The organism is Roseateles sp. (genome assembly GCF_047654785.1).
Taxonomy (GTDB): Bacteria; Pseudomonadota; Gammaproteobacteria; order Burkholderiales; family Burkholderiaceae_C; genus Pelomonas.
Genome location: NZ_JASGKQ010000001.1, coordinates 679,066 through 697,411 on the forward strand (window position 1 = coordinate 679,066; position 18,346 = coordinate 697,411).

Genomic DNA, 18,346 nt, shown 5'->3' on the forward strand with positions numbered 1-18,346 from the left:
CGCTATTGTGGCTGCGCGGCCTCGACGACGTACTGCATCCGCTGCTGGCCCTGCCATTCGTCCAGGCTGAGCCGGTAGGCCAGCGTGACGCGCTCGGGCAGCATGTCGGCGTGGTTGAACCAGATGCCGTCGATGAGCCGGCCGCCCTGGCGCAGCCTCACCTTGAGGTGCTTCTCGCCGACCAGCCGCTGCGAGACCAGCTCGAAGCGGTCGCAGAACACCGGCGGCTCGAAGCCCTGGCCCCAGACCTGCGCGTCCAGCAGCCGCGCGGTCTCGGGCGTGGCGGCCTCGGGCGGCAGCGCGCCGTCGTGGCGCAGCGTGCGGGTCAGGTCGTGCTCGTTCAGCCACTCCTCGGCGACGCGGGCCAGCGCCAGCGCGAAGCGGTCCACGTCGTGGACCTCGCCGCGGGCCAGCGTCGCGCCGGCCGCCATCGCGTGGCCGCCGAAGCGGGCCAGCAGGTCGGGCTCGCGCTTGGCGACCAGGTCCAGCGCGTCGCGCAGGTGGAAGCCCGGGATCGAGCGGCCCGAGCCCTTGAGCTGCCCGTCCGCGCCGCGCGCGAACACGAAGGTGGGGCGGTGCACGCGGTCCTTGATGCGCGACGCGACGATGCCGACCACGCCTTCGTGGAAGTCCGCGTCGAACAGCGCCACGGCCGGCGGCAGCGCGCCCTGCAGCGCGTCGACGAGGCCGTCCAGCCGCGCCTCGGCCAGCTCGCGCATGCCGCCCTCGATCTCGCGGCGCTCGCGGTTGATGGCGTCCAGCTGCGTGGCCAGCTGCAGTGCGCGCGCCGGGTCGTCGGTGGTCAGGCACTCGATGCCCAGCGTCATGTCCGCCAGGCGCCCGGCGGCGTTGATGCGCGGGCCCAGCGCGAAGCCGAGGTCGAAGCCCTGGGCCTTGCTGGCGTCGCGCTTGGCGGCCGAGAACAGCGCCATCACGCCCGGCTGCGCGCGGCCGCCGCGCATGCGCCTGAGGCCCTGGGCGACGAGGCGGCGGTTGTTGGCGTCGAGCTTCACCACGTCGGCCACGGTGCCCAGCGCGACCAGGTCCAGCAGGCCGTCCAGGCGCGGCGCCTCGGTGAAGGCCTGGCGCGCGCGCAGCTCGGCGCGCAGGCCCAGCAGCACGTAGAAGGCCACGCCCACGCCGGCCAGCGACTTGCTCGCGAAGCCGCAGCCGGGCTGGTTGGGGTTGACGATGGCGTCGGCCTCGGGCACGACGGTGGCGCCGTCGACGACCGCGGGCAGGTGGTGGTCGGTCACCAGCACCTTCAGGCCCTGCGCGCGCGCATGCGCCACGCCGGCCAGGCTGGCGATGCCGTTGTCCACCGTCACCAGCAGCTGCGGCGTCTGCGCCAGCGCCAGGTCGACGATGGCGGGCGTCAGGCCGTAGCCGTGCACGGCGCGGTCGGGCACCACGTAGCCCAGTTGCGCGGGCGCGGCGCCCAGCAGCCGCAGGCCGCGCAGCATGACGGCGCAGGCGGTGGCGCCGTCGCAGTCGTAGTCGGCGACGACGACGATGCGCTCGCCGCGCTGGACGGCGTCGGCCAGCAGGCGCGAGGCCTCGGGCAGGCCCTTCAGGCCCGACGGCGGCAGCAGCTGCTGCAGGCTTTCGTCCAGCTCCGCGGCCTCGCGCACGCCGCGCGCGGCCAGCAGCCGGGCCAGCAGCGGCGCGACGCCGGCCTGCTCCAGCGCCCAGGCGGTGCGCGGCGGCACGTCGCGCTCGACCAGCCGGGGCGCGTTCATGGCCGCCTCCGGGCGCGTGCCGGCGGGCGGCGGTTCACAGCGCCTCCAGCACGGCGGCCAGGTCGGGCGCCTGGAAGCGGCGCCGGATCCGGCTCAGCAAGGAGCGCGGCTGCGCGGTGAAGCGGCGCGCCAGGCGCTCGCCGCACAGGGTCAGGCTGGGCTCGGCATCGGCCGCCAGCGCGGCCAGCGGGCCGGCGTCCAGCCGCTGCCAGGCCTCGGCCCAGGCGGCGAGGTCGCCGGCCAGCAGCGGCATGGTCAGGCGCGCGTCCACCGCCACGTCGGCGGCGCGGCCGCCGCTGCGGCCGATGTCGCCGATCCAGACCGAGTTGACCGCGTGCTCGCCGCGCGCCTCGCGCCCGGCGTTCAGCGGGTGGCCGTGCAGCCGCATCTGCGCCTCGTTCTGCCAGCGGCGCAGCACGCGGCTGTCGGGCAGCCAGGGCTCGATGGGCCGGCCGGCGGCGCGCTCGATGCTGGCGGCCTGCAGGCCGTCCAGCGCGCTGGCGTGGCCGATGGCCCAGCGCGTCGCGTCCAGCAGCCGCCATTGCCAGCCCTCGGACTCGGGCCACAGCTCGCGCAGCGCGCCGGCCAGGTGCGCGGCGTCGGACTCGCTGAGCTGCAGCGCGGCGGGCGGCAGCACGTCCACGCCGTCGCTGCCGACGGCCAGGTGGACGGGCGACAGCAGCGCCCAGGCGAGCTCCGGCCCGGCGTCCAGCGCCCAGGCGGCGGCGCTGGGCTCGGGCTGGCCGCGCAGCGCGGCGAGCGCCAGGTGGTGGGGCGGGTGGGGCGAGAACTCGTCGCTGCCCCAGGTCTCGGCCGGGTCCAGCCGGGCCAGCAGCGCGGCCAGGTGGGGCAGGGCCAGGCCGGAGAACGCATGCCGCGCGGCCTCGTCCAGCGCGCCGGCATGGGGGATCATCAAATGCATGGCGCCGGATTATCCCGGGCGGGCCATTTCAAGCGGCTGTCACATGGGCTTCATACACTTTTCACCATGACCGACGCCCCCCCGCCGACCGCGCCGCTGAAGCTGCTCAACCGCGAGCAGGCCACCCTGGAGTTCAACCGCCGCGTGCTGGCCCAGGCCCAGCGCGAGGACGTGCCGCTGCTGGAGCGGCTGCGCTACATCTGCATCGTCTCGAGCAACCTGGACGAGTTCTTCGAGGTGCGCTTCGCCGACATGCTGGAGGCCGCGCGCGACCCGCTGAGCGCCGTGACCGGCCAGGACGTGGAGCGCGTGGGCCGCGCCGCGCATGCGCTGATCGACGAGCAGTACCACATCCTCAACGAGCAGATCACGCCGCTGCTGCGCAAGCGCCGCATCCTGATCCTGAACCACGCCGACCGCGACGAGCCGCAGCGGCAGTGGGTGTCGCGCTATTTCGAGCGCGAGGTCAAGCCGCTGCTGGTGCCGGTGGGGCTGGACCCGGCGCACCCGTTCCCGCAGGTGGCCAACAAGTCGCTGCACTTCATCGCGCGGCTGTCGGGCAAGGACGCCTTCGGGCGCGACAACCGCATCGCCATCGTCAAGGTGCCGCGCGTGCTGCCGCGCGTCATCAAGCTGCCGGCGCAGCTCAGCAACGGCGCCCAGCTCTACGTGCTGCTGACCAGCGTGATCCGCGCCCACCTGGAGGACCTGTTCCCGGGCCGCAAGGTGGAGGCGTTCTCGCAGTTCCGCGTCACGCGCGACTCCGACCTGGAGGTGGACGAGGAGGAGGTCGCCAACCTGCGCCACGCGCTGCGCTCGGGGCTGACGACGCGCCACTTCGGCCGCGCGGTGCGGCTGGAGGTGGTCAACAGCTGCCCGACGGAGCTGTCGGAGTTCCTGCTGGAGCAGTTCGGCCTGCCGGGCGCGGCGCTGTACCGCGTCAACGGGCCGGTCAACCTGGTGCGGCTCAACGAGCTGATCGACCAGACCGACGCCGCCGGCCTGCGCTTCAAGCCCTACGAGCCCGCCTGGCCGACGCGCCGGCTGCCGCGGCACAAGTCCATCCTGGAGCGGCTGAGGAAGGGCGACGTGCTGCTGCACCATCCGTTCGAGAGCTTCGAGCCGGTGGTGCAGATGCTGCGCGAGGCGGTCGACGACCCCGACGTGCTGGCCATCAAGCAGACCATCTACCGCACCGGCGCCAAGAGCGAGCTGATGGACCTGCTGATCGAGGCGGCGCGGCGCGGCAAGGAGGTGATGGCCGTCGTCGAGCTGAAGGCGCGCTTCGACGAGGAGGCCAACATCAACTGGGCCGAGCGCCTGGAGGCCGTGGGCGCGCAGGTGGTGTACGGCATCGTCGGCTACAAGACGCATGCCAAGCTGCTGCTGATCACGCGCCGCGAGGGCAGCCGGCTGCGCCGCTACGGCCACCTCTCGACCGGCAACTACAACCCCAGGACGGCCCGGCTCTACACCGACCTGGGCCTGCTGACCGCCGACGCCGACCTGACGGCCGACGCCGACTCGGTGTTCCGCCAGCTCGCGTCGCTGGGCAAGTTCAAGGCGCCGCGGCGCATGCTGCTGGCGCCGTTCAACATGCACAGCCGCATGCTGGAGCTGCTGGCGCAGGTGGAGGCCGCGGCGCGCGCGGGCTACCGGAACGCGCGCGTGGTCGTGAAGATCAACGCGCTGACCGACGCCCAGCTCATCCACGCGCTGCTGCGCACGGCCCAGGCCGGCGCGCGCATCGACCTGATCGTGCGCGGCGCCTGCATGCTGCCGCCGGGGCTGCCGGGGGTCAGCGAGAACATCGTCGTGCGCTCGGTGGTCGGCCGCTTCCTGGAGCATTCGCGCGTGTGCTACTTCCGCTGGGCGGAGGGCGACGAGGCGGACCCGGGCGAGGCGCTGTTCCTGTCCAGCGCCGACTGGATGAGCCGCAACATGTTCCGCCGCATCGAGGTGGCCTGGCCGGTGGCGGACGCCAAGCTGCGCCAGCGCGTCATCGACGAGGCGCTGGTGCCCTACCTGCACGACACGCTGGACGCCTGGCAGCTCGGGCCGGACGGCCGCTCGGTGCGGCTCGGCGGCGAAGGCGGCATCAGTGCCCAGCAGGCACTGATGCGGCGCTACAGTGAAAATGCCTGAGCACCTCGGCCCGGCGGGTCCGGTGCGAACCGGGATGAATGCATGGACCTGATCCTGTGGCGCCACGCGGAGGCCGAGGTCATCGCCCCCGGCCAGGACGACCTGCAGCGCGCGCTCACGCCCAAGGGCGAGCGCCAGGCGCGGCGCATGGCCGCCTGGCTGAACCACCGGCTGCCCGCGAGCACGCGCGTGCTCGCCAGCCCTGCGCTGCGCTGCCGGCAGACGGCCGAGGCGCTGGGCCGCGAACTGCGCATCGTGCCGGCGCTCGCGCCGGACGCGCCCGCTGCCGCGCTGCTCGACGCCGCGCGCTGGCCCCGCGCCGGCGAGCCGGTGCTGATCTGCGGCCACCAGCCCACGCTGGGCCGGCTGGCCGCCCAGCTGCTGGCCGGCGCGGCGCAGGACTGGGCCGTCAAGAAGGGCGCCGTGTGGTGGCTGCGCTGGCGCCAGCGCGACGGCGGGCCCGAGGTCACGCTGCACGCGGTGCAGGGGCCGGACGCGCTCTGAGCCGCCAAGCCGGGCTCGTTCACCCCTTCTCAGGCCAGCAGCAGCTCCAGCACGCCGCTGCGCTGCCAGGCCTCGGCCTCTTCCTTCAGCAGGAAGCGCGTGCGCGCCTGGCCGTCGGACCAGCTCCTCGGGCAGCGCAGCGTCAGCCGCTTGCCGTCGCGCGCCAGCTTCGGCGTGCCGGTGACGGTGGTGCGTGCGTGGCAGAGGATGACGGCCAGGCGCAGCGCGACGAGCTGTTCCAGCAGCCCCGCGTCGGCCAGCTGGCCTTCGATCTTGCGCAGGCCGCCGCGCTGGCCCAGCGCCAGCGTGGACAGGCGCTGCAGCTGGTTGGTGGAGAAGCCGGCGGCGTCCATGTGGGCGATCACGTAGGCGCTGTGGCGGTGGTGGTCGTGGTGCGACACCAGCATGCCGACCTCGTGCAGCGCCGCCGCCCAGCGCAGCTCGCGCAGCAGCTCGGGCGCGGGCCGGGCGGCGATGCCGCGGTACAGCGCCTCGGCCTGCGCGGCCACGCGGTCGGCCTGGGCCAGGTCCACGCCGAAGCGCCGCTGCAGCTCGGCGACCGACGCGGCCCGCGGGTCGCGCGCGGCGCCGGGCTGCAGGCGCTCGGCCAGGTCGAAGATGACGCCCTGGCGCAGCGCGCCCTTGGTGGGCAGCAGCTCCGGGATGCCGAACTGCGTCAGCAGCGTGTAGAGGATGCACAGGCCGCCGGCCACGACCGGGCGGCGGTCGTCCTTCAGGCCGGCGACCTGCAGCCGGTCCTGCGAGCCGGCGGCGAGGCACTGCTCGATGCACCAGCGCAGCGCGGCCGGCGTGATGCGGCCGTCCGTCTGGCCGTTGGCGGCGAGGATCTGCGACACCGCGCCCACCGTGCCCGACGAGCCCAGCGCCTCGCGCCACAGCGCGGGGCGGAACAGCGTCAGCGCCTCCTCCAGCTCGGCGCCGGCGGCCACCTGCGCGGCGCGGAAGGCGTCCGCCGTGTAGCGGCCGTCCGCGAAGAAGCGCATCGACAGGCCCACGCTGCCGACGCCGAACGACTCGGCCCGCCGCGGCTTCGCGGCGCGGCCCAGGATCATCTCGGTCGAGCGCCCGCCGATGTCGATGACCAGCCGCGGCTTGTCCGACGGCTGCAGCCGCGCCACGCCGGCGTAGATCAGCCGGGCCTCCTCGCGGCCCGAGATCACCTCCACCGGATGGCCCAGCACGGCCTCGGCGCGGGCCAGGAAGGCGTTGCGGTTGCGCGCCTCGCGCAGCGTCTGCGTGGCCACCGCGCGGATGCGCCGGGCCGGGATGCCGGCGAGCTGCTCGCCGAAGCCCTGCAGGCAGGCGAGGCCGCGCTGCATGGCCTCCTCGGTCAGCAGGCCCTCGTCGTCCAGGCCGGCGCCCAGGCGCACGCTTTCCTTGATGTAGCGGATGCGCTGGTAGCGCTCGCCGGACAGCCGGGCCAGCTCCAGGCGGAAGCTGTTGGAGCCGATGTCGATGGAGGCCCAGATGTCGTGGCCGGGGGCAGGGCGCGTCGTCATGGCGGCGGATTGTCGGGGCAAAATTCGGCACCCTTCGTGACCGCACTGGAGACGCCCGCCATGTTGGACGCAGAGATCGACAGCCTCGCCCCCGGCCGCCGCTTCAGCCGCCGCGGCTTCGTGCAGACCACGGTGGGCAGCGGCTTCGCGGCCGCCGTGCTGCCGGTGGCGGCGCAGGCCATCAGCACCGACGCCGCCGGCCTGGTGGCCGGCCCCGTCACCATCGACGTGGCCGGCTTCGCGATGCCCGCCTACCGCGCCGCGCCGCAGGACGGGACGCAGCTGCCGGTGGTGCTGGTGGCCAGCGAGATCTTCGGCGTGCATGAGCACATCGCCGACGTGTGCCGGCGTTTCGCCAGGCAGGGCTACCTGGCCATCGCGCCCGAGCTGTTCGCCCGCCACGGCCATGCCGGCGCCTACACCGACATCCCCAGGCTGATCGGCGAGGTCGTCAGCAAGGCCGGCGACGCGCAGGTCAATGGCGACCTGGACGCCGCCGTCGCCTGGGCGGCCGCGCAGGGCGGCGACACGTCCCGGCTGGGCATCACCGGCTTCTGCTGGGGCGGCCGCGCCACCTGGCGCTACGCCGCGCACAACCCCGGGCTGGCCGCGGCCGTGGCCTGGTACGGCCCGGTGGCGCGCAGCTACCACGCGGGCGATCCGAGCATCATCGAGCTGGCCGCCCGCATCCGGGCGCCGGTGCTGGGCCTGTACGGCGGCGCGGACGCCGGCATCCCCGCCGACACGCTGGCGCAGCTGGAGGCGGCGCTGAAGGACGCGGGCAACACCCGGTGCGAGTTCGTCGTCTACCCCGACACGCCGCACGCCTTCCATGCCGACTACCGCCCGAGCTACCGCCGCACGGAGGCCGATGACGGCTGGCGGCGCTGCCTCGGATGGTTCCGAAAGCATGGCGTGGCGTGATGGCTTGACAGCTCTGCTAGGCTGACAGCAGAAGGGCCGCGAACGTTCGCGGCCCGTTGTTTTGCCGAATCCGATGACTCTTCTGTATATCGTGCTCGCCACCTTCGCGGGCGGGCTGCTGTCGGTGCTGGTCGCCGCCAGCCTCACCGTCGGCGTGCTGACCCGCCTCGTGAAAAGCCTGGTCAGCCTGTCGGCCGGCATCCTGCTCGGCACCTCGCTGCTGAACGTGCTGCCCGAAGCCTTCGAGAGCCACACCGCCGAGCCGCAGGCGCTGTTCGCCGTGCTGCTCGCCGGGCTGCTGTTCTTCTGGCTGCTGGAGAAGGTGGAGCTGTACCGCCACACCCACCACCACGAGGACGACGGGCACCACCACCATCACCACTTCGACGCCGAGCAGGCCGGGCGCGGCGGCTTCACGGTGCTGGTGGGCGACAGCATCCACAACTTCTGCGACGGCGCGATCATCGCCGCCGCTTTCCTGACCGACGTGAAGCTCGGCGCGGCGACGGCGCTGGCCATCGTCGCGCACGAGATCCCGCAGGAGGTGGGCGACTACATCGTGCTGCTGAACGCCGGCTTCAGCCGCGCCAAGGCGCTGCTGTTCAACGCACTGTCGGGCATGGCGGCGGTGCTGGGCGGCGTGCTGGGCTACTTCCTGATCGGCCGCTTCGAGGGCGTGCTGCCCTACCTGCTGGTGCTGGCGTCCAGCAGCTTCATCTACATCTCGGTGGCCGACCTGCTGCCGCAGCTGCAGCAGCGCCTGGCCTGGCGCGAGACGCTGGCCCAGGTGGCCTGGCTGGCCGTGGGCCTGGGCGTGGCGCTGGCCGTGGCCACGCTGCTGCATGACCACGGCCACGCGCACTGACCACGTCACTTCACGATCAGCACCGGCAGCTCGACGTGCGTGATGACCTTCTGCGCCTCGCTGCCGAGCAGCAGCGAGGCCAGGCCGGTGCGGCCGTGCGAGGCCATGACGATGAGGTCGGCGTGCTCGGCCTTGGCGTGGTCGACGATGGCCTCCCAGGCGTGCAGCGCCTCGACGGTGTGCATGCGGCAGGCCAGGCCCTGCGCGGCGGCCGCGGCATGGACGGCCTCGACGCGCTGCGTGGCCACGCGCTGCTGCGCGTCGATGAATTCCTGCGGCGGCACCGGCTGGATCTCGGAGACGGCGCTGTACGGGAAGGGCTCCATGACGCTGAGCGTCAGCAGCTCCGCGCCGTGCACCTTGGCGAGCTGGATGGCCATGTTGACCGCGTTGGTGGTGATGTCGGAGCCGTCCGTCGGGACGAGGATGCGCTGGAACATGGGGAGCCTCCTGTCGTTGCGTGGAGCCCCAGTGTGCGCCGCGCGGCGGGCGCCGTGTTTGCGCGCCGTCAACCCCGCGCGATCGGGCGGGCCGGGTCGGCCGACCATTCGCTCCACGAGCCGGGGTAGAGCCGCCCGTCGCCGAGGCCGGCGTGGGCCATCGCGAGCAGGTTGTGGCAGGCGGTGACGCCGGAGCCGCACTGGTGCACCACCTCGGCCTCGGCGAAGGGCGCGAGCAGGGCCTGGAACTCGGCGCGCAGCTGGTCGGCGGGCTTGAAGCGGCCGTCGGCATCCAGGTTGTCGCGGAAGCAGCGGTTGCTGGCGCCGGGGATGTGGCCGGCCTGCCGGTCCAGCGGCTCCACGTCGCCGCGGAAGCGCTCGGGCGCGCGCGCGTCGATGAGGCGCACGCGGCCCAGCTGCGCGAGCAGCGCGGTGGCGTCGATGTGGCCGACCAGGGGCGCGGCGGGCTGCCAGTCGGTCGCCGTGGCGGTGGGCACGTCGGTCGTCAGCGGGCCGTCCCAGGCGCCGTCCAGCACGGCGACTTCGGCATGGCCCAGCCAGCGCAGCAGCCACCAGCAGCGCGCGGCGTAGGGGCCGCCTTGCGTGTCGTGGCAGACGACCTGGCGGCCCGTGCGCAGGCCGAGCGCGCGCAGCCGCGCGGCGAGGTCGTCGCGCGCGGGCAGCGGGTGGCGGCCGTTCGCGCCGGTCTTCGCGCCGGACAGGTCGCGGTCCAGGTGCAGGTAGTGCGCGCCGGGGAGGTGGCCGGCGGCGTAGGCGCGCTCGCCGGCGGCGGGGTCGGCGAGGTCGAAGCGGCAGTCGAGCAGCAGCGGCGGCGCGGCGGCGTGCAGCAGCGCGCGCAGTTCGGCCGGGGTGATGAGGGTCGTGTAGCGGGTCATCGTCAGGACTCTGCGGGGTTGAACTGGCTGTCCCTGGGCGGCGGGGCGACCCGGGCGCGCAGCAGCGTGGCGGCCAGGCCGGCGCCGACGATGAGCACCATGCCCAGGGTGGCGCTTGGCGTCAGCGGGTCGTCGAACAACAGCATGCCGTAGCCGAAGGAGAACACGATGCCCAGGTACTGCAGGCAGGCGTTCACCAGCGGCCGGCCGATCGCGTAGGCGCGCGTCATCAGCACCTGGGCGGCGGTGGCGAACAGGCCCACGGCCAGCAGCAGCGCCGCGCCCTTCGGCGTGTGCCCGTGCAGGCCGCCCACCAGGACGGCGGTGATGAGCGCGCCGGCCAGGGCGCCGCCGACCGAGAAGTAGAAGACGACGCGCAGCTCGGGCTCGCCCGCGCGGCCCAGCGCCGTGACCTGCAGGTAGGCCATCGCGGACAGCATGCCCGACACCAGGCCGGCCAGGCCGTGCCAGAGCTGGCGCTGGTCCAGCGTGGGCCGCAGGATGAGCGCGACGCCGACGAAGCCCAGCAGCACGGCGGCGACGAGCCGCCAGTCCAGCCGCTGCGCGCCCAGCAGCACCGCGCCGCCGAGCAGGAACAGCGCCATCCAGACCGAGGACATGTAGTTCAGCGTCATCGCCGTGGCCAGCGGCAGCTGGCCGATGGCGTAGAACCACAGGCACAGCGCCGCGACGCCGGAGATGCTGCGCCACAGGTGCATGCCGGGCACGGCGGTCCTCAGGCTCAGGCCGCGCTGCTTCGTCAGGATCGCCATCAGCACCATGCCGACCAGGCCGCGGTACATGACGATCTCGCTGGCGGCGTAGAGGTCGCTGGCCAGCTTGACGCAGACGCCCATGGAGGCGAACAGCAGCGTCGCCAGCGCCATGAGCAGCGGTGCGGGCACGTCAGGCTTCTTTGCCGGCGCTGGTTGCGGCCGCAGTGTCTGACCCGGCGACTGCCGCAGAGCCGGCTTCGCCATGCCCCCTTGAGGGGGCTGGCGAAGCCAGCAGGGGGTGGGATCGATACCACTCATGGAAGTGCTGCATGCCGTCTTCCATCGGGCTCTGGTACGGGCCGGCCTCGTCGTCGCCGCGCTGCATCAGCGCCTTGCGGCCGGCGTCCATGCGCTCGGCGATCTCGTCGTCCTCCACGCAGGTCTCCATGTAGGCGGCCTGGTGCGCCTCGACGAACTCGCGCTCGAAGGCGGCGATCTCCTCGGGGTAGTAGAACTCGACGAGGTTGAGCGTCTTCTGCGGCCCCTGCGGGTGCAGCGTCGAGACCACCAGCACGTGCGGGTACCACTCGACCATGATGTGCGGGTAGTAGGTCAGCCAGATCGCGCCGGCCTCGGGCGGGCGGCCCGCGCGGTACTTCAGCAACTGGTCGTGCCAGCGCTGGTAGACCGGCGAGCCGGGGCGCTCCAGCTCCTTGTGCACGCCCACGGTCTGCACCGAGTAGTGCTTGCCGAACTCCCAGGCCAGGTCGTCGCAGGTGACGAAGCCGCCCAGGCCGGGGTGGAAGGGGCCGACGTGGTAGTCCTCCAGGTAGACCTCGATGAAGGTCTTCCAGTTGTAGTGGCACTCGTGCGCCTGCACCTTGTCGAGCACGTAGCCGGAGAAGTCCAGCGGCGCGCGCGGGCCGAGGCGGGCCAGCTCGGCGGCGACGTCATGGCCGTTGTCCTCGAACAGCAGGCCGTTCCATTCGCGCAGCGGGTAGCGGTTCAGGTTCAGGCAGGGGTCGTGGTCGAAGTGCGGCGCGCCGATCAGCTCGCCCTGGTGGGAATAGGTCCAGCGGTGCAGCGGGCAGACGATGTTGGCCCGCGTGTTGCCGCGTCCGCGCAGCATCAGCGCCTGGCGGTGGCGGCAGACGTTGGAGATCAGCTCGATGCCCTGTGCCGACCGCACCAGTGCCCGGCCTTCGCCCTCCTGCGGCAGTGCATAGTGGTCGCCCACCTCGGGCACGGCCAGTGCATGGCCGACATAGCGGGGCCCTCGCTGAAAGATGCCGGCCTGTTCGCGCTGGAACAGATCGGGGTCGAAGTAGGCGCTCACCGGGAGCTGGGTCCGGCTGCGTTGTAGCGCCGAGACGGGAAGGCTCAGGTCGGACATTCCGGGCGGTCTTTCAGGCGAAGTGGGGTGCTGCGTCCCTCCGGCGCATCTCGGGCATGCCGAGTCGGCCAGGTTGCTAGGTGGTTGGGGGAAGGCCTCGCGCGCGCACGCGCTGGCCAGGAAGGGCGGGCGATTCTACCCGCGCACCGTGGCGCGCAGCCGACCGTTGCACCAGGTGACATGGCAACGCGGGGGCCGCTGACTACAATCGCCGTTTCGCGTTTTGAAATGACAAAAACCTCGCCCCGCACCAAGGCGGCCGCGTCGGACGGCCCGGAACCCAGCTACGAGCAGGCGCTCGACGAGCTGGAGCGGCTGGTGGCGGCGATGGAAGGGCAGCAGCTGCCGCTGGACCAGCTGCTGCAGAGCTACCAGCGCGGGGCGCAGTTGCTGACGCTGTGCCGCGACCGGCTGCAGGCGGTGGAACAGCAGGTGAAGCTGCTGGACGGGGCGGAATTGAAGGCCTGGGAGGGCTCCTGAATCATGGATGCAAAGGACTTTGACCACTGGGTGGCGACATCCCTGTCCGCCGTCGAGGCGGCGCTGGACGAGCTGGTGCCGGCGAACGCGCCGGCCGGCCTCGGCGAGGCGATGCGCTACGCGGTGCTGGGCGGCGGCAAGCGGCTGCGCCCGCTGCTGGTGCTGGCCAGCTGCGCGGCGGTGGGTGGCGAGCGCTTCGCCGCGATGCGCGCCGCCTGCGCGGTCGAGCTGATCCACGCCTACTCGCTGGTGCACGACGACATGCCCTGCATGGACGACGACGTGATGCGCCGCGGCAAGCCGACCACGCATGTGCAGTTCGGCGAGGCCCGGGCCATGCTGGCCGGCGACGCGATGCAGGCGCTGGCCTTCGAGGTGCTGACGCCCGACGAAGGCATCGCCCCCGCGCTGCAGGCGCGGCTGTGCGCGCTGCTGGCGCGCTCGTCGGGCCACGACGGCATGGCCGGCGGCCAGGCCATCGACCTGGCCAGCATCGGCAAGCCGCTGGACGAGGCCACGCTGCGCGACATGCACCGCCGCAAGACCGGCGTGCTGCTGCAGGCCAGCGTGATGATGGGCGCCGCCTGCGGGCCGGCCTCGGCGCAGGCCACGGCCGGGCTGTCCGGCTACGGCGCGGCGCTGGGCCTGGCCTTCCAGGTGGTCGACGACATCCTGGACGTGACGCAGGAGTCGCACGTGCTCGGCAAGACCGCCGGCAAGGACCAGGACGCCAACAAGCCCACCTACGTCAGCGTGCTGGGCCTGGACGCGGCGCGCGCGCTGGCGCAGCAACTGCGCGCCGAGGCCAAGGCGGCGCTGGCCGCCACCGGCCTGGCCGACGTGAGCCACCTCAGCCTGCTGGCCGACTCCGTCGTCGAGCGCGACAACTGACCCAAGGGACCGCCATGGACTACAGGTTGCTGAACAGCATCGACAGCCCGGCCGACCTGCGCCGCCTGCCGCGCACCGAGCTTCGCCGCGTGGCCGACGAGCTGCGCGCCTATGTGCTGGAGAGCGTCTCGCGCACCGGCGGCCACCTGGGCTCCAACCTCGGCACCGTCGAGCTGACCGTGGCGCTGCACTACGTGTTCAACACGCCGGACGACCGGCTGGTGTGGGACGTGGGCCACCAGACCTATCCGCACAAGGTGCTGACCGGCCGCCGCGACCGCATGGGCACGCTGCGCCAGCTGGGCGGCATCAGCGGCTTCCCGCGCCGCGACGAGAGCGAGTACGACACCTTCGGCACCGGCCACTCGTCCACCAGCATCTCCGCCGCGCACGGCATGGCGATGGCCGCCAAGCTCAAGGGCGAGGACCGCAAGGCCGTGGCCATCATCGGCGACGGCTCGATGACGGCCGGCATGGCCTTCGAGGCGCTGAACAACGCCGGCGTGGCGCACGGCGGCCTGCTGGGCGACGTGCTGGTCATCCTGAACGACAACGACATGTCCATCAGCCCGCCGGTCGGCGCGCTGAACAAATACCTGGCCCGGCTGATGAGCGGCAGCTTCTACGCCGCCGCGCGCGAGGGCGCCAAGAGCGTGCTGAAGAACACGCCGCTGTACGAATTCGCGCGCAAGTTCGAGGAACACACCAAGGGCATGGTCGTGCCCGGCACGATCTTCGAGGAGTTCGGCTTCAACTACGTCGGCCCCATCGACGGCCACGACCTGGACGCGCTGGTGCCGACGCTGGAGAACCTGCGCGGCAAGAGCGGCCCGCAGTTCCTGCACATCGTCACGAAGAAGGGCGCGGGCTACAAGCTGGCCGAGGCCGACCCGGTGAAGTACCACGCTGCGGCCGGCAAGTTCGACCCGGCCGTCGGCTTCGTCAAGCCCGCCACGCCGCCCAAGCTCACCTTCACCCAGGTCTTCGGCGACTGGCTGTGCGACATGGCCGAGGCCGATGCGCGGCTGGTCGGCATCACGCCGGCGATGCGCGAGGGCTCGGGCATGGTGGAGTTCCACAAGCGCTTCCCGCAGCGCTACCACGACGTGGGCATCGCCGAGCAGCATTCGGTCACCTTCGCCGCCGGCCTGGCCTGCGAGGGCCTGAAGCCGGTGGTGGCGATCTACTCGACGTTCTTGCAGCGCGCCTACGACCAGATGGTGCATGACGTGGCCATCCAGAACCTGCCGGTGCTGTTCGCGCTGGACCGCGCCGGGCTGGTGGGGGCCGACGGCGCGACGCACGCCGGCAACTACGACATCGCCTACACGCGCTGCATCCCCAACATGGCCATCCTGACGCCGGCCGACGAGGACGAATGCCGGCAGGCGCTGTACACCGGCTTCCTGCACGACGGCCCCGTCACCGTGCGCTACCCGCGCGGCGCGGGCGCGGGCGTCGCGCCCGCCAAGGCGATGACGGCCCAGCCCTGGGGCCGGGGCGAAGTGCGCCGCCGGGGCCAGCGCGTGGCGATCCTCGCGTTCGGCACGCTGCTCTACCCGGCGCTGCAGGCGGCCGAGCGCCTGGACGCGACGGTGGCCAACATGCGCTTCGTGAAGCCGCTGGACGCGGCGCTGGTGCTGGAGCTGGCGCGCACGCACGACGCCCTGGTCACCGTCGAGGACGGCTGCGTGATGGGCGGCGCCGGCAGCGCCGTCACCGAGGCGCTGAACGCGGCCGGCGTCAGCCTGCCCGTGCTGCAGCTCGGCCTGCCCGACGAGTTCGTCGAGCACGGCGACCCGGCCAAGCTGATGGGCCTGTGCGGCCTGGACGCGGCCGGCATCGAGGCCAGCATCGTCAAGCGCTTCGGCGAGCGGCCGGCGGTGGTGCGGGCGGCCAGCCGCTGACGCCACCGCATTGACCCGAGCCCTCGGGCGACCCAAAATGACCACAAGAAATGGTCATTTTGGAGCTGACGTCATGAGCGCCCACATCGTTCCCGCCACCGTCTTCAAGGCGCATTGCCTGCGCCTGCTCGACGAGGTGGAGCGCAGCAAGGCGCCGCTGACCATCACCAAGCATGGCCGCCCGGTGGCGCGCATGGTGCCCATCGAGCCGGCGCAGGCGCCCGACCTGTTCGGGGCGATGCGCGGCAGCGTCGTCCGGCAGGGCGACCTGCTGGCGCCGCTGGACGAGGACTGGGGCGCCGAGCGGTGAGCGCGGCGCCGGGCCGCCCCAAGCGCGCTCGCTCCCGTTCGGCGGGATCGGCCGCAGGCCGGAGGGGGCCTCCATGACCCGGCTGCTGCTGGACACGCACATCTTGGTCTGGTTCGCCCACGGCGACGAGCGGGTCGGGCCGCACGCCCGCGCGGCGATCAACCGGGCCGCCGCCGCCGGCGCGCTGCACCTGTCCGCGATCTCGGCCTGGGAGGTGGCGATGCTGGTCGCCAAGGGGCGGCTGGCGCTGGCGCAGGACGTGGAGCAGTGGCTCGACGAGGCATTGGCCAGGCTGAACCTCCGGCTGGAAGCCCTGAGCGTGGGCATCGCCGTGGCCAGCAGCCGGTTGCCGGGCATGGTCCATGGCGACCCGGCCGACCGCATCCTCGCGGCCACCGCGCGGGCGCTGGGCGCGGCCCTCGTGACCGTGGACGAGAAGCTGCTGGACTACGCCCGTGCGGGCCATCTGCTGGCGCTGGACGGCTCGATCTGAGCCCGCCGCAGCGCGCCGAGCAAGGCATCCACCAGCGGCTGTGCCGGCCGGTGCAGCGGGATCAGCGCCGACACGCGGTAGGGAATCGACACCGCCAGCGGCCGCACCGCCAGCCCGGCGCCCGCGCAGGCCGCCGCCGTCAGCGGGTTGACGATGGCCAGCCCCAGCCCGGCGCGCACCAGTTCGCAGACGGCCACCGCGCTGTGCGTCTGCACGCGCAGCCGGCGGGCGATGCCGGCCGCGTCGAAGCGGGCGTCGATCTCCAGCCGGTAGGGGTCGTCGGCGGCCAGGCTGACGAAGTCCTGGCCGGCGAAGTCCTTCAGCGCCAGCCGCGCCTTGGCGGCCAGCGCATGGCCGGCGGGCAGCAGCGCCACCTCGTCGGCCTGTAGCACCGGCTCCACGCGCAGGCCGGGCCGCGGCGTGGCCTGCTCGGCCAGGCCCAGGTCGAAGCGCTGCTCGCCCATCCACGCATCCAGCAGCGGCGGCTCGGCCGGCGTGATGGCGACGCGCGCGCCGGGGTGGCCGGCCAGCAGCGCGGCCAGCGCGCCGGGCAGCAGCGCGTGGCTCAGCGCGGGCAGGCTCAGCACGCTGAGTTCGGCATCCTCGTCCCGGCCCAGCGCCTGCGCGCGCTCGATGACGCGCGCCAGCCCCTGGAAGCTGCGTTCCACCTCGTCGAACAGCACCCGCGCCCGCGCCGTGGCCTTGAGCCGGCCGCGGTCGCGGTCGAACAGCGCATAGCCCAGCAGCTGCTCCAGCCGCGCGAGGTCGCGGCTGAGCGTCGGCTGCGAGGTGTGCAGCAGCGCGGCGGCGCCGGTGACGCTGCCGGCGGCCATGACGGCGCGGAAGACTTCGATGTGGCGGTGCTGGATGTCCATATCAGGAATGGATTGTCCGCCGACAGATTGCAATTTGATTGAATGGTCCGGCGGCGGCATGCTGCCGGCCATGACCCAGACCCTGCCCGCCGCCCTGAACCCCGCCCGCCTGCAAGCCCTCGCCGCCGAACACGGCACGCCGCTGTGGATCTACGACGCCGCGACGGTCCGCGCCCGCGCCGCGTCGCTGCAGCGTTTCGACGTGGTGCGCTTCGCGCAGAAGGCCTGCTCCAACACGCACCTGCTGCGGCTGCTGCGCGCCGAGGGCGTGAAGGTCGATGCGGTGTCGCGCGGCGAAATCCTGCGGGCGCTCGCGGCGGGCTACGTCCCGGGCGGCGACGAGATCGTCTTCACCGCCGACCTGCTGGACCGCGCGACGCTGGCCACCGTCGTCGAGCACCGCATCCCCGTCAACGCCGGCTCCATCGACATGCTGCACCAGTTGGGCCCCGCGTCGCCGGGCCACCGGGTCTGGCTGCGCATCAACCCCGGCTTCGGCCACGGCCACAGCCACAAGACCAACACCGGCGGCGAGCACAGCAAGCACGGCATCTGGCATGCGGACCTGGGCGCGGCGCTGGCCGCGATCCGCCAGCACGGCCTGATGCTCATGGGCCTGCACATGCACATCGGCTCGGGCGTGGACTACGGGCACCTGGCGCAGGTCAGCGGCGCGATGGTCGGGCTGGTGCGCGAGACGGTGGCGGCGGGGCATGACCTGCATGCGATCTCGGCCGGCGGCGGGCTGTCGATTCCCTACCGCGAGGGCGACGCGGGCATCGACGTGGACCACTACTTCGGCCTGTGGGACGCCGCGCGCCGCGAGGCCGAGGCGCTGGTCGGCCATGCGCTGACGCTGGAGCTGGAGCCCGGCCGCTACCTGGTCGCCGAGAGCGCCGTGCTGCTGGCCGAGGTGCGGGCGGTGAAGAACGCCGGCGCCAACCGCTTCGTGCTGGTGGACGCCGGCTTCAACGAGCTGATGCGGCCGGCCCTGTACGGCAGCTTCCACGCGATGACGCTGCTGCCGCCGGACGGCGCGGCGCGGCCGGTGGGCGAGTGCGTCGTGGCCGGGCCGCTGTGCGAGTCGGGCGACGTGTTCACGCAAGGCCCCGGCGGCGAGGTGCTGACGCGCGCGCTGCCCGCGGCGCAGGTGGGCGACCTGCTGGTCATCCACGACGCCGGCGCCTATGGCGCGTCCATGTCCAGCAACTACAACAGCCGGCCGCTGGCGGCCGAGGTGCTGGTGGACGGCGAGGCCGCCCGGCGCATCCGCCGCCGGCAGACGGTGGAGGAGCTGCTGGCGCTGGAGGTCTGACAATTCGGGGA

Annotated in this window: 18 protein-coding genes; 10 read left to right on the forward strand and 8 right to left on the reverse strand. The window is 73.1% G+C overall.

Going from position 1 to position 18,346, the window contains the following annotated elements:
* Positions 1–2: 2 nt before the first annotated feature.
* Both recJ and QM788_RS03165 read right to left on the reverse strand, forming a co-directional pair.
* Positions 3–1,739, reverse strand: coding sequence for a single-stranded-DNA-specific exonuclease RecJ (gene recJ / locus QM788_RS03160; protein ID WP_415660008.1), 1,737 nt, complete (start codon positions 1,737–1,739; stop codon positions 3–5).
* Positions 1,740–1,773: 34 nt separating this feature from the next.
* Complete coding sequence (locus QM788_RS03165) at positions 1,774–2,661, reverse strand: hypothetical protein (RefSeq protein ID WP_415660009.1); 888 nt, start codon at positions 2,659–2,661, stop codon at positions 1,774–1,776.
* A 66-nt stretch (positions 2,662–2,727) separates the two neighbouring features.
* Here QM788_RS03165 and ppk1 point away from each other — a divergent pair, with 66 nt between their 5' ends.
* Both ppk1 and QM788_RS03175 read left to right on the forward strand, forming a co-directional pair.
* Positions 2,728–4,806 (forward strand): polyphosphate kinase 1, encoded by a 2,079-nt coding sequence (gene ppk1 / locus QM788_RS03170; protein WP_415660010.1) that lies wholly within the window; start codon positions 2,728–2,730, stop codon positions 4,804–4,806.
* A 42-nt stretch (positions 4,807–4,848) separates the two neighbouring features.
* Positions 4,849–5,310, forward strand: coding sequence for a SixA phosphatase family protein (locus QM788_RS03175; RefSeq protein ID WP_415660011.1), 462 nt, complete (start codon positions 4,849–4,851; stop codon positions 5,308–5,310).
* 29 nt (positions 5,311–5,339) lie between these two features.
* Here the strand turns inward: QM788_RS03175 and QM788_RS03180 are convergent, their stop codons facing one another.
* Positions 5,340–6,830, reverse strand: coding sequence for an exopolyphosphatase (locus QM788_RS03180; protein WP_415660012.1), 1,491 nt, complete (start codon positions 6,828–6,830; stop codon positions 5,340–5,342).
* 60 nt (positions 6,831–6,890) lie between these two features.
* On the opposite strand from QM788_RS03180, the gene QM788_RS03185 reads away from it, so the two are divergent.
* Both QM788_RS03185 and QM788_RS03190 read left to right on the forward strand, forming a co-directional pair.
* Entirely contained in the window at positions 6,891–7,754 is an 864-nt protein-coding gene (locus QM788_RS03185) for a dienelactone hydrolase family protein (RefSeq protein ID WP_415660013.1), read from the forward strand.
* 73 nt (positions 7,755–7,827) lie between these two features.
* Positions 7,828–8,619, forward strand: a complete 792-nt coding sequence (locus tag QM788_RS03190) for a ZIP family metal transporter (RefSeq protein ID WP_415660014.1) — start codon at positions 7,828–7,830, stop codon at positions 8,617–8,619.
* A gap of 5 nt (positions 8,620–8,624) precedes the next feature.
* Here QM788_RS03190 and QM788_RS03195 read toward each other — a convergent pair whose 3' ends face one another.
* The 4 genes from QM788_RS03195 to QM788_RS03210 all read right to left on the reverse strand — a co-directional run bounded on the left by QM788_RS03195 (position 8,625) and on the right by QM788_RS03210 (position 12,064).
* The gene (locus tag QM788_RS03195; protein ID WP_415660015.1) at positions 8,625–9,059 is read right to left on the reverse strand and encodes a universal stress protein; all 435 of its coding nucleotides are present in this window, start codon (positions 9,057–9,059) and stop codon (positions 8,625–8,627) included.
* 68 nt (positions 9,060–9,127) lie between these two features.
* Positions 9,128–9,961: a sulfurtransferase gene (locus tag QM788_RS03200; protein WP_415660311.1), complete on the reverse strand. Its 834-nt coding sequence runs from the start codon at positions 9,959–9,961 to the stop codon at positions 9,128–9,130.
* Complete coding sequence (locus QM788_RS03205; protein ID WP_415660312.1) at positions 9,958–10,842, reverse strand: DMT family transporter; 885 nt, start codon at positions 10,840–10,842, stop codon at positions 9,958–9,960. The genes QM788_RS03200 and QM788_RS03205 overlap by 4 nt, the downstream gene beginning before the upstream one ends.
* A gap of 19 nt (positions 10,843–10,861) precedes the next feature.
* Complete coding sequence (locus QM788_RS03210) at positions 10,862–12,064, reverse strand: aromatic ring-hydroxylating oxygenase subunit alpha (RefSeq protein ID WP_415660016.1); 1,203 nt, start codon at positions 12,062–12,064, stop codon at positions 10,862–10,864.
* A 228-nt stretch (positions 12,065–12,292) separates the two neighbouring features.
* On the opposite strand from QM788_RS03210, the gene xseB reads away from it, so the two are divergent.
* The 5 genes from xseB (at position 12,293) to QM788_RS03235 (ending at position 16,145) form a co-directional block, all read left to right on the forward strand.
* Positions 12,293–12,544 carry an exodeoxyribonuclease VII small subunit gene (xseB, locus tag QM788_RS03215; protein WP_415660017.1) on the forward strand — a complete coding sequence of 84 codons (252 nt, stop codon included), beginning with the start codon at positions 12,293–12,295 and terminating at the stop codon, positions 12,542–12,544.
* 3 nt (positions 12,545–12,547) lie between these two features.
* On the forward strand, positions 12,548–13,435 hold the full coding sequence (locus tag QM788_RS03220) for a polyprenyl synthetase family protein (RefSeq protein ID WP_415660018.1): 888 nt from the start codon (positions 12,548–12,550) through the stop codon (positions 13,433–13,435).
* A 14-nt stretch (positions 13,436–13,449) separates the two neighbouring features.
* Positions 13,450–15,342, forward strand: a complete 1,893-nt coding sequence (gene dxs, locus QM788_RS03225; RefSeq protein ID WP_415660019.1) for a 1-deoxy-D-xylulose-5-phosphate synthase — start codon at positions 13,450–13,452, stop codon at positions 15,340–15,342.
* Between the two features lie 73 nt (positions 15,343–15,415).
* Positions 15,416–15,652 (forward strand): type II toxin-antitoxin system Phd/YefM family antitoxin, encoded by a 237-nt coding sequence (locus QM788_RS03230; protein ID WP_415660020.1) that lies wholly within the window; start codon positions 15,416–15,418, stop codon positions 15,650–15,652.
* A gap of 73 nt (positions 15,653–15,725) precedes the next feature.
* Positions 15,726–16,145, forward strand: a complete 420-nt coding sequence (locus QM788_RS03235; RefSeq protein WP_415660021.1) for a type II toxin-antitoxin system VapC family toxin — start codon at positions 15,726–15,728, stop codon at positions 16,143–16,145.
* Here QM788_RS03235 and QM788_RS03240 read toward each other — a convergent pair.
* Positions 16,100–17,020, reverse strand: coding sequence for a LysR family transcriptional regulator (locus tag QM788_RS03240; protein ID WP_415660022.1), 921 nt, complete (start codon positions 17,018–17,020; stop codon positions 16,100–16,102). The genes QM788_RS03235 and QM788_RS03240 overlap by 46 nt on opposite strands.
* Positions 17,021–17,090: 70 nt before the next feature.
* Between QM788_RS03240 and lysA the strand changes: the two genes are divergently transcribed.
* Positions 17,091–18,335: a diaminopimelate decarboxylase gene (gene lysA / locus QM788_RS03245; RefSeq protein ID WP_415660023.1), complete on the forward strand. Its 1,245-nt coding sequence runs from the start codon at positions 17,091–17,093 to the stop codon at positions 18,333–18,335.
* The last annotated feature ends 11 nt before the right edge of the window (positions 18,336–18,346 follow it).

What these genes read in the sequence shown, in the direction of transcription:
- QM788_RS03195 (WP_415660015.1), bottom strand. Translation starts at nt 9,059, where the DNA reads ATGTTCCAGCGCATCCTCGTCCCGACGGACGGCTCCGACATCACCACC.
- QM788_RS03185 (WP_415660013.1), top strand. Translation starts at nt 6,891, where the DNA reads ATGTTGGACGCAGAGATCGACAGCCTCGCCCCCGGCCGCCGCTTCAGC.
- QM788_RS03175 (WP_415660011.1), top strand. Translation starts at nt 4,849, where the DNA reads ATGGACCTGATCCTGTGGCGCCACGCGGAGGCCGAGGTCATCGCCCCC.
- dxs (WP_415660019.1), top strand. Translation starts at nt 13,450, where the DNA reads ATGGACTACAGGTTGCTGAACAGCATCGACAGCCCGGCCGACCTGCGC.
- xseB (WP_415660017.1), top strand. Translation starts at nt 12,293, where the DNA reads ATGACAAAAACCTCGCCCCGCACCAAGGCGGCCGCGTCGGACGGCCCG.
- lysA (WP_415660023.1), top strand. Translation starts at nt 17,091, where the DNA reads ATGACCCAGACCCTGCCCGCCGCCCTGAACCCCGCCCGCCTGCAAGCC.
- QM788_RS03235 (WP_415660021.1), top strand. Translation starts at nt 15,726, where the DNA reads ATGACCCGGCTGCTGCTGGACACGCACATCTTGGTCTGGTTCGCCCAC.
- ppk1 (WP_415660010.1), top strand. Translation starts at nt 2,728, where the DNA reads ATGACCGACGCCCCCCCGCCGACCGCGCCGCTGAAGCTGCTCAACCGC.
- recJ (WP_415660008.1), bottom strand. Translation starts at nt 1,739, where the DNA reads ATGAACGCGCCCCGGCTGGTCGAGCGCGACGTGCCGCCGCGCACCGCC.
- QM788_RS03190 (WP_415660014.1), top strand. Translation starts at nt 7,828, where the DNA reads ATGACTCTTCTGTATATCGTGCTCGCCACCTTCGCGGGCGGGCTGCTG.
- QM788_RS03220 (WP_415660018.1), top strand. Translation starts at nt 12,548, where the DNA reads ATGGATGCAAAGGACTTTGACCACTGGGTGGCGACATCCCTGTCCGCC.
- QM788_RS03210 (WP_415660016.1), bottom strand. Translation starts at nt 12,064, where the DNA reads ATGTCCGACCTGAGCCTTCCCGTCTCGGCGCTACAACGCAGCCGGACC.
- QM788_RS03240 (WP_415660022.1), bottom strand. Translation starts at nt 17,020, where the DNA reads ATGGACATCCAGCACCGCCACATCGAAGTCTTCCGCGCCGTCATGGCC.
- QM788_RS03180 (WP_415660012.1), bottom strand. Translation starts at nt 6,830, where the DNA reads ATGACGACGCGCCCTGCCCCCGGCCACGACATCTGGGCCTCCATCGAC.
- QM788_RS03205 (WP_415660312.1), bottom strand. Translation starts at nt 10,842, where the DNA reads ATGGCGCTGGCGACGCTGCTGTTCGCCTCCATGGGCGTCTGCGTCAAG.
- QM788_RS03165 (WP_415660009.1), bottom strand. Translation starts at nt 2,661, where the DNA reads ATGCATTTGATGATCCCCCATGCCGGCGCGCTGGACGAGGCCGCGCGG.
- QM788_RS03230 (WP_415660020.1), top strand. Translation starts at nt 15,416, where the DNA reads ATGAGCGCCCACATCGTTCCCGCCACCGTCTTCAAGGCGCATTGCCTG.